The organism is Lewinella sp. IMCC34183 (genome assembly GCF_003390915.1).
Classification (GTDB): domain Bacteria; phylum Bacteroidota; class Bacteroidia; order Chitinophagales; family Saprospiraceae; genus Neolewinella.
The window spans coordinates 1,260,565-1,270,291 of sequence record NZ_QMEM01000001.1 but is presented as its reverse complement, the minus strand read 5'-3'; the positions used below and the strand labels follow the sequence as shown (position 1 = coordinate 1,270,291).

Sequence of the window (9,727 nt, the reverse complement as noted above, 5' to 3'; positions counted from 1 at the left end):
GCCTGGAGTCAAACCTACAACCTCATCCGACCACACGAAAATCTTGGCCACATCAGCCCGGAAATCTACGAACTCGAAAACCAGAAATTCTACTATTCCGTGGTCGCGGCCTAGGGGAAGTCTACAACTGCACCCCACTGATCCGCAAAGTGATCCACACGACGAACGCCATTGAGGCCTTCCATCGCCAGCTGCGGCGGGTAACCAAGACCAAGGGGTCGTTTACTTCCGACACGGCGCTGATGACCGCCGCAGGCAGTAGCGAAGCTAACTAAGCTGCTCTACCTGTTACAGCGCGACGTCACCGCGAAGTGGCAAAAGCCAATGCGCAACTGGAACGGCATCCCGGCTCAGCTGGCCATCCTCTACGGTGACCGATTGCGTCTGGACCTGTGAGCGCGGCCGTCAGCGTATTTTTTGCCCAAGCCCCCCCCCCCGGACTTTCTACGGGGGCTTGACCAAAAACTACTCCCGCTAGAACATGCCGTGACACACTTTATGCAATACTCCCCGATTGTACTTACTATTTCAGTATAAAGCGAATCATTCTAACCTCCATCCAATTGCATAAATAGGTATAGTCGAGTCTCCATCTATCATCTCAAAATACGGCACAGGGAGTTCGGGAGCGATTGTCATAAGCTTCCGTGAATATTCAGAAGGAGACTTCGGAATATCGAAATTTAAGCCTAAACTTAAATCTACATTTCGCTCTGTCGAGTTTACTGATACTACCATCCCCACAACGCGATAGGCTAAGTCACTCGTGGGGCTTTCGGTAATCTGTATATTGTCGTAGTTAATGACAAAATCATAATTCTCAACTTGATTAATGGGAGGATAATAAAATTTCCCATCAATAATTCCAAATATGACATGACCAGCATTGTATTTTTCTGATAGCCTTTTAGATATCTCAAGCCCTTCTTTACGATACTTATTATCAAACATTTCCTTCAATCTCTGAAGTTCGTTTTGCACTTCTAAATTTTGCTTGATTATGACCTCCTGACTTTTTTGAATTGAGCTAAGAGCTTCTTGTTTATCATCCAAAGCCATGAACCAAATCCTTGACTGCTCTTGGTAAAACTCTTTAGTTTGCTCTGGTGAAAAACCTCTATTGGTAGTAATTTCACAAAAACGGTATAAGAGAAGGTCTATGTCCAAACCTTTTGAGGAGTAATCAGATAATGCTATAACGTTTTTCTTAGTTTCCGTTTCAAATTCAATATCTGGTAGATTAGGCATACTAGTAAGTTGAGTTTTGACGGCCCTCGTTACATCTTTTGAATATCTTTTATCAGGAGGATTGCATGGAATGATTCTCTCGTTGGTTTTTACCGTCGTCACACCATCTATAGATGAAGTCTTCCTACTACCGACTTTTGTTGTGCAACTTGCAGCTACAAATACACTTAGTAATAATAATCGAAAGATAAAGGCAATCATATTTGTTAATTTTATCTACCATCAAAAATACAAAACAGTTTTTTTATCCAAGCAAATCATGCAAATAATTTGTTGAAATATGAAGATTGTTTCTCTGCAATCAAGTGAAATTTGTTGTAATTCACCCCTACCCAAAATTTACTGCTTGTCACCTCTAACCATTTAGTTTGAAACCAATTTGAGCGTATGTCCCGGACCGCCCTCACAGGCGGTCTGTCGCCTATCAACCACAATAACACATTGCACATAGCAACACCACAACGCCATTAAGTTAAGCGATGAGCGTCTGCGCCAGAAGCTAGAGGTCGCCAGTCAGGCTTGCACAAAGCCAGTTCAGCTCGTTCGACTATAACCTCAGCGTCCTAAAGTCCAATTCTTAACTTAATGGCCTTGAGCAACACTACACCAGCGCAGCTACTAACGTGAACGGTCACTAAGATAGCCAGTAAGGCCTAACTCCCCCCACCAGGCTCCACCTGTGGTGACGTGATTGCACCGGTTGACGTGATTGCGCGCCCGGAAAGTTGCAATCACGCAATCAACAACGGCTTAACACGTCAGCTACGAGTTTCTGCACCCAGGCTCACTGGACTTAGGGCCCCGCCCTGCACGCGGGTCCCCGCCGCCTATTTACAGCCCCCGTGCCGGTATAAACAAACTCAAATCCCACTCCGCTTATACTGTTTAACGGGGTCGGGGGCGGGGGCTAAACCGACGGGCGTATTTAACATCAAACATTTAGGGTGGTGATTATTATCGGTTTCTATTCTGAAGCAACGTCACGACCAAAATTATTCACGAGTGGCTGTGCTTTGCCGCTGGTCCTACCAGGGACAGTTTGCTCATATTCCTATTGATTTGGTTGAGTCTGTTGACGATACTTTCCACTCCTGCAATCAGCTCATTGCTGCTACATGATTGCAACCGATACAAATATACTTCGATATAAATCATTTCTATCACAAGTCGCTTAAGAATTATAGTGTTTGGTTTGTTATGCTCATTTTGAAATATAATTACGCAGTCCTCCATCTGTTTTTCAATATCCATTATTACTGAATTACTATTTGATAAGGTCAGCTTTTTGTCGTTTAATATTTCTATATATGATTCAATGCTTCTTATTTTAGAATCACTGTCATTGTAATTTTTATTAGAGATTGTTTTGCATCGCTGATCAATTAATCCTTTCTTGACTTTAATTATCTGGAACAATAAAGTGTCAATTCGACCTACTAGTTCTTTGAGGAGTCGAGCTAAATTACCGTTTACGTTAAGTATAAAATTCAAGCACCTAGAGATGCTACCTTGCTTACTCTTCAAAGCTTTGACAAACAATACAACAAATATTGTTATAGAACTTAAAAATTGTAAAACGAATGATGAAAATCCGATAACGTCTAGTAGAGTAGAGTATCCCAACTGCACGTAGACAACGTAAACCCACACAATTGTAAGTGCTGTGAGCAGAATGAAGTTGTAAGTTCGCACGCTGAATAAACGGAAAAGGATGATGCGTTTTCTAATACTGCTGAATACCCCTAATTGGACGTCAATGAGTGATGTGTCGCTCCATTCAAAATTATTAATTCTTTCATTGTTTTTCTTTTGGTTAAAGACTGTATCTTTAGTAAAATAAATATTTCGGGCAATGTATAATTGTCCCTTTTCATACTGACTGCTATAAACTGGAGTCTGGACCACATTCAGTTTTGATTGCCTCATATTAATGTATATGTATTGATACACGCTTCTAAGATCGATGAACTTCGAAGAATTCTTCACTACTCCCTCTTCCTGAAAAGCACGAAGAAAATAATACGTAAATACACCATGTTTTAACTTGTCGGTTTCAATCGCATCCTCATATCCTTCTGAAGCGGATATAATAATCTTTCCCGATGCTTTTTCATCAAATTCAAGGTGATGCTTCTCCCGTATATTTCTGTTCCTTATTCCTCCTACCTCCATGGCCAGCCCAGATCTACAACTATCCAAAATAAAGACATATTTATCGATGCCTACTTCGTCCAAATATGGAATTATACCTTCTATATTGATGGCTGTCGTTGTTATTAAGTTTTCACCATGCAAAGTGTCAACCATAGCAATGTAGTACCTGTTGCCTTTGACTACTAGGCCATGGCCGGCAAAATAGAACAAAACAAAATCATTGAATGACCTTTTCCTAATAAAGGATTGAATTTTATTTTCAAACTCTACTTTATTTATATTTATTAACATCTCTGAATGCGTGTCGTCAAACAAGCCATTGCCGGTACAGAGTGCTTTATATACGGCTCTCGCATCATTCTCGGCATATCGAATGAGTGGAAGCTTGGTGCTATTTTTGTAGGATGAATTCCCAACAATAAAAGCTACTCTATTGCCCATCTTTTTCGACATGTTTTTTCATAATTTTATATGCTTCTCTTTTACTAAGATTTTGCATATTCATTTCGCTTCCGTCTGGGAATTTTAGAGTGATTGAAATTCCACGGTATATATTGATGCAATCTTTTATGGCAGTGTACACGGCACTCAAAACTCCAAATTCAAGCAGCCTTACCACTACCTGATATGTGTTGGTATCTAAAAATCCACCTCTCTTGCCCTCTTCAATTTGACCCTTTTGCTCGATTTGAGTTCCGTTGAGAGAAGATATAGAATCAAGCAAATATGCGAGGGCCTTGGCGGCTTCTTCACTATCAGCCTCTGTTAATCGATCTACCTTGATTACCATTCTTTGAGTGTTTGACTCTAATATAGTGTTTACGTGCAACACAAATCCATACGAATTACACCTACGCCGAGAACAGCATCCCGTAAAAACCGGGTATGCACAGCCATACCTCCTAAATTACGAACTCAAGCCCGAAAAGTGTGGGGTGCGGCCAGAGCGCCGGGAGTATTGCATAAAGTGTGTCAATAGTTATTTCTAAGATTAAAGATTAGGAGATGAAGAGAGTAGGCAAGCTTTCCCGGCCCTGGCTTTAAAGCCAGGGCCGGGAAAGCTTGCGCCGCCGGCTCAGAGGTCCAGGCGCAATCGGTCATCGTAGAGAATGGCCAGTTGGGACAGGATCCGGTTCCAGTTGTGCATCGGCTTCTGCCACTTGGCGGTGACGTCGCGCTGGACGAGGTAGAGCAGCTTCATCAGCGCCGTATCGGAGGTGAAGGAGCCCTTGGTCTTGGTCACCCGCCTTAGCTGCCGGTGGAAGGCCTCTATGGCGTTCGTGGTGTAGATGACCTTGCGGATCAGCGGACTATAGTTGAACATCAGGGTCAGATTGTCCCAGTTGCGACGCCAGGAGGCGATGATTTTGGGATACTGCTTACCCCACTTCTGTTCGAGACGATTGAGCGCGTGCTCGGCCTTGTCGCGGGTGGTGGCCGTGTAGATCGTCTTGAGGTCCGACATGAACTCTTTCGTATCCGTGTAGGCCAGATACTTCTTCGAGTTGCGGATTTGATGCACCACGCAGAGCTGGACGTCGGTCTGGGGATAGATGGCTTGGATGGCATCTACAAAGCCCGTCAAGTTGTCCACCGAAGCGATCAGGATGTCCTCCAAGCCTCTGCTTTGCAAGTCCGTAAGCACCTGCATCCAGAACTTAGCGGACTCGTTCTGCCCGATGTAGAGCCCCAGCACGTCCCGGTAGCCTTCCTGATTGACCGCAATGATCCCGTAAACTGCTTTGGTGATTACGCGGCCTTCCTCGCGGACTTTGTAGTGAATGGCATCCATGAAAACGAAGGGATAAACACTTTCCAGAGGCCTTACGCCACTCCTCCAGCAGCGGAATGATCTTGTCCGTCACCCGCGAGATCGTTGCCGGGGATACTTCGACTCCGTACATCTCTTCGAGCCAGTCGCGGATGTCCCCCAGCGAACTGCCGCGAGCGTAGAGCGTCATGATTTGTCTTTCCAGGTCCTTGGGCAGGTGCTTCTGGCGCTTGCCAATGACTTTGGGCTGGAAGCTGCCATTCCGGTCCCGGGGTGTAGAGATCTCTACCTCGCCCAGCGAAGTACGTACCCGCTTCTTACCGCGCCCGTTTTTCCGATTTGGTCCGTCTTCTTCGGCAATGTGGGCGTCGAGTTCCCCTTCCAGTGCCTGCTCCAGAAAGGACTTTAGTAAGGGCGTGAACGCTCCGTTCTCACCCAGCAGCCCTTCACCAGCCTGCAGTTTCTTAATCGCTTCCTCGCGGAAGGCTTCCACGTCAAACTCTTGGTTTTCCATTTGCTTGTAGTTGTGTTACGAAAAGTATTGGTTCTTATCGTGACACACTTTTTGCAACGGTCTCCAACACCCCCTCACCTGGCTCCACGTATGGTGATATGATAGCGCCGGTTGACGTGATTGTGCGCCCGGAAATTTGCAATCACGCAATCGACAACAACGTAACACGCCAGCTACGAGCCCCCGCACCCAGACTCACGGGACTCACGGCCCCCCCTGCACCCGCGTCCCCGCCGCCTAGCTATCGCCCCCGCGCCGGCGTAAACAAACTCAAATCCCACTCCGCAAGCCAGTGCAGCTCCATCTCGCCGTCCTCGGTGATCGTGATGGGCAGCCAGACGTACTCCGACTCCGTGCGGCCGCGGCCGTTCCAGCGGTCGCCCATGTAAAGGTAGGCATTGCGGTAGCCGGGGATCTTGAAGATGAAGCAGGGCTGGGAGTTGAAGCTGTTGTTGCCGGCGTCGCCGACGAAGGGGTGGCCACGCTCGGTGTAGGGGCCCATGACGCTGTCGGTGGCGGTGTAGTAGGTGGCGGGGTTGGGCGTCCAGCCGGAGCACTGGCTGGTGAGGAGGTAGAAGGTGCCGTTCCGCTTCAGGATGCCGGGGCCCTCGCAGTGGGCCTCGATGTCGACGTCGTTCTCGGTGACGCTGAGGTAGTCCTCCGAGAGCTCCACCATGCGGACGGTGCGGTTGACGTGGTCGGCCGCGTAGCCGATGTAGGCCCGCCTGGTATCGGGCTCGAAGTAGAGACCGATGTCGCGGGATTCGTGGCCGTTGGGGCGGTAGTGGTCCACCAGCTCGAAGGGGCCGGTGGGGGAGTCGCTCACCGCCACGCCCAGCTCGGCGATGGAGTAGCGGTCGCCGTCGTAGTGGAACCACATCACGTAGCGGTCGTTGGCCTGGTCGTAGATCACCTTGGGCCGCTCGAAGACCTCGATGTCGCCCTTCTCGATCACCACGCCCTCGAAGGTCCAGTTGTAGAGGTCCTGGCTGGAGTAGCAGGCCGCGCCGCGGGGTTGGGCGTAGTGCTCCCCGTACCAGTAGTAGGTCTCCAGGCTGTCGACGTAGATGATGTTGCCGCCGTGGGCGTCGATGTGGTTGCCGTCGGTATCGAGCCACTGGCCGCCGGGGGTGAAGGAGGTGCGCTGGGCGGTGAGGGGGAGGGAAAGGAGGAGTAGGAGGAGGTAGCGCATAGCAAGGAGAATAGGAGGAAAGTTGAGGTAAAGGAGGTTTACCGCGGAGGAACGGAGGGACGCGAAGGTTCGCGGAGGAAATGATGCACCTGCTTTGCGCACCTCAGCGGTACTCGGTGCCTCTGCGGTTAACCTTTGCGACCTCCCCTCCCTCACTTCTGGGCCTCCAGGAAGGTAACCAGGGAGGCCAGTTCTTCCATACTCAGCGCGTTGACCAGCCCCTCCGGCATCATGGAGGTGGGCAGTTCCTCGCGGTTGGTGATGGATTGCTTCTGGAGGGTCGTGCTCTTTCCGCCGATGTCGCGGAGGGTCAGGGCCTCGGCCGACTCGGCGGTGACGAAGCCGACGTAGGCGTTGTCGCCCGTTTCGATGAGGTAGGAGGAGAAGCCCTGGGAGATGGAGGCGTTCGGCTTGAGGATGGATTCGGTGATCTGGTCGCGGGTCATGATGGAGCCGATCTGGCCCATGAAGGGGCCCTTCATGGCGTCGCCCTTGTCCACGGCGTGGCAGGCGATGCAGCCCTGCTCGGTGAAGAGTTCCTTGCCCCGGGCGGGGTCGCCCGCGTGCTCGGCCATGGCCAGGATGACGTCCTCGATGGAGGCCTTGCCCACCTCGCCCGTCCCCTGGGTGATGGCGGCGAGGTCCACGTCGCTGTTTTCGGCGAGCTGCTGCTCCTCCACCGTGCCGAGTTGGGGCAGGTCCAGGCGGTTCCGTTCGTTCAGCCGGGCAAACAGGGCGCCGCGCCGCCCATCGTCGCTTCCGGCTGCCTCCAGCAGGAAGTCGCGGATCCGCCCGCTACCCCGCCAGTCGACGGCCTTGTAGTAGGGGCCGTGGGTATCGGGGCGGGTGCTCCACCACCAGTCGCCGGCGTAGGGCGCTTCGGTGTGGTAGAGGCGGGCCAGGGTGGCCAGGATCCCGTCCTGCACGGCGCGGTCGTCGGTGGTTTCGTAGGCGGCGATGAGGCCCTCCACGGCCTCGACGTCGTGCAGGTAGCGCAGCGTCCAGAGGGCCAGGTCGGGGTTGGTGGCGATGGCGTCCACGGCCGGACCGACCGCCTCCAGCGCCACCAGGGCGCGCACGGCCAGGTGGGGCAGCACGATCTCCGCATTGGGGGTGGCGTGGGGACCTTCTTCGTCACCCTCCGGGGCTTCGGCCGAGGCGGGTACCTCTACGGTGAGGAGCGTCTCCGCGGCGGCGGGGTCGCCGATCCGGCCCAGGGCCACGACGGCGGCCGCCCGTACCCGCGGATTGGGGTCGTTCACGGCCTGCAGGAAGGGCGCGAGCGGCACCGCCTCCAGGCATTCCTTCCGGTCGGCCAGAGCCCGGAGGGCGAACTCGCGCATGCGGGCCTCGCGGCTCAGTTCGGTCAGTTTCTCCACGCCGTCCGCGCAGCTGAGCTGGGCGTAGGTGTACACCCCGGCCACGCGGGCTTCCAGGGGCCGGGCCGGGTCGTTCGCTACGGTCCAGGCCGCCGCGGCGGCCTCCGCGGCGGGGCGCGTCAGCAGTTCCTGGGAGGCGTGGAAGCGGGCCACCGCGTTGGGGGCCGCGAGCAGCTCGCCGAGCTCCGCCACGGTGGCTTCGGTCAGGTCGGGGAACGGTGCGTACGACCAGCCCTCGGGCACCACCCGCACGACGAAGCCCCGGTCCGGACTGCCCCGGTAGCCGGCGCCGTCCCAGGCGGCGAGGAACATGCGGCCGGAGCCGTCGAGGTCCACGTCGGTGATCTGGGGCAGGGCGATGAATTCCTCCTCCGCCTGCGTGAAGGTGGGCCCGTCGCGCTCGACGCGGTGGATGTAGAGCTGGTTGCGGCCCCAGTCGGCCATCATCGGCACGTGATTGTAGCGGGCGGGCCAGCGGTCGTCGTCCATGAAGTAGCTGCCGACGCCGGAGCCGCCGCCCACGTCGACCAGGGCGGGAATGATCTCGTCGGTGAAGTGCTTGAACAGGGTGGGGTAGCCCAGCTCGCCGCTCTGCAGGTGGTGGATGAAGCGGACGTTCCAGCCGCCGCCGTCGTTGGTGTTGCCGCGGGTATAGACGTTCATGAAGGGGTCGATAGCCACGTCGTAGATGTTGCGGGTACCGTGTGTGTACACCTCCATTCCGGTGCCGTCGGGCCGCACCCGCACGATGCCGCCGCCCAGCATCGTCAGTTGCGTGCCGTCGCGGTCGGTGGCGTTGTGGAAGCCGAAGTCGCCGACGGCCACGTAGATCCAGCCGTCGATGCCCATGCGGATGCCGTTGGTGGCGTGGTCGGTGCCGCGGTCCTGCAGCGGGGCGGGGGAGCTGATGTTCTCGATGAGGGGCTCGGAGGGTCCGTCGGCCACGCCGTCGCCGTCGGCGTCCTCGAATACGACCAGGTCCATGGTGCTGGCCACCTCGGCCCCCTCCTCGAAGCGGGTGTGCAGCACGTACACCTTATCGCCCACCGGCATGATGCCCCGGGGGTTGTCCACGGCGGCGAATTCCGTGTGCGACTCGTAGGTGCCGTCTTGGTCGGCGTCCACCAGCCGCACGATGCTGCCCGCCCCCGGCTCCTTGCCGAGGGAGCCCATCTTGTCTACGCCCACGAATACCTCGCCCGTCGGCAGCGCGGCCAGGCAGGCGGGACTGGGCACGAGCTCCGGACCGGCGATCGTATCCATCACCAGCCCGGTACCCTCGGTGCCCGTGCTGTCCGCGGGCGTGAAGTAGGCATCCAGGGCCTCCAGGTCCGCGCCTGCCGGGTCGGCCCCACCGCCGCAGGCGGAAAGGAGGGCCAGGAGCAACAAAAGGGTAGGGTGGAAGCGGAAAAAACGGGTGCGGGTCATCGGGAAATGTCAGGTTGACAAGAATGACCAAGGTAATAAAT

Annotated in this window: 5 protein-coding genes and 1 pseudogene; all 6 read right to left on the bottom strand. The window is 54.0% G+C overall.

All coding sequences use genetic code 11. From position 1 onward, the window contains the following. Positions 1–543: 543 nt before the first annotated feature. The 6 genes and pseudogenes from DQG19_RS05295 to DQG19_RS05270 all read right to left on the bottom strand — a co-directional run bounded on the left by DQG19_RS05295 (position 544) and on the right by DQG19_RS05270 (position 9,686). Positions 544–1,449 (bottom strand): hypothetical protein, encoded by a 906-nt coding sequence (locus DQG19_RS05295; RefSeq protein WP_157974335.1) that lies wholly within the window; start codon positions 1,447–1,449, stop codon positions 544–546. 795 nt (positions 1,450–2,244) lie between these two features. After that, the gene (locus DQG19_RS05290; RefSeq protein WP_116125139.1) at positions 2,245–3,855 is read right to left on the bottom strand and encodes a caspase domain-containing protein; all 1,611 of its coding nucleotides are present in this window, start codon (positions 3,853–3,855) and stop codon (positions 2,245–2,247) included. Continuing rightward, positions 3,833–4,192, bottom strand: a complete 360-nt coding sequence (locus DQG19_RS05285) for a hypothetical protein (protein WP_116125138.1) — start codon at positions 4,190–4,192, stop codon at positions 3,833–3,835. The genes DQG19_RS05290 and DQG19_RS05285 overlap by 23 nt, the downstream gene beginning before the upstream one ends. 285 nt (positions 4,193–4,477) lie before the next feature. After that, positions 4,478–5,687 (bottom strand): annotated as a pseudogene (locus DQG19_RS05280) (IS256 family transposase). 241 nt (positions 5,688–5,928) lie between these two features. Next, entirely contained in the window at positions 5,929–6,879 is a 951-nt protein-coding gene (locus DQG19_RS05275) for a family 43 glycosylhydrolase (RefSeq protein ID WP_116125137.1), read from the bottom strand. Positions 6,880–7,031: 152 nt separating this feature from the next. Beyond that, positions 7,032–9,686, bottom strand: coding sequence for a HEAT repeat domain-containing protein (locus DQG19_RS05270; protein WP_198661654.1), 2,655 nt, complete (start codon positions 9,684–9,686; stop codon positions 7,032–7,034). Positions 9,687–9,727 lie beyond the last annotated feature (41 nt).

Coding starts and splice junctions, on each gene's coding strand:
- DQG19_RS05285 (WP_116125138.1), bottom strand. CDS start 4,192: ATGGTAATCAAGGTAGATCGATTAACAGAGGCTGATAGTGAAGAAGCC.
- DQG19_RS05295 (WP_157974335.1), bottom strand. CDS start 1,449: ATGATTGCCTTTATCTTTCGATTATTATTACTAAGTGTATTTGTAGCT.
- DQG19_RS05290 (WP_116125139.1), bottom strand. CDS start 3,855: ATGTCGAAAAAGATGGGCAATAGAGTAGCTTTTATTGTTGGGAATTCA.
- DQG19_RS05275 (WP_116125137.1), bottom strand. CDS start 6,879: ATGCGCTACCTCCTCCTACTCCTCCTTTCCCTCCCCCTCACCGCCCAG.
- DQG19_RS05270 (WP_198661654.1), bottom strand. CDS start 9,686: ATGACCCGCACCCGTTTTTTCCGCTTCCACCCTACCCTTTTGTTGCTC.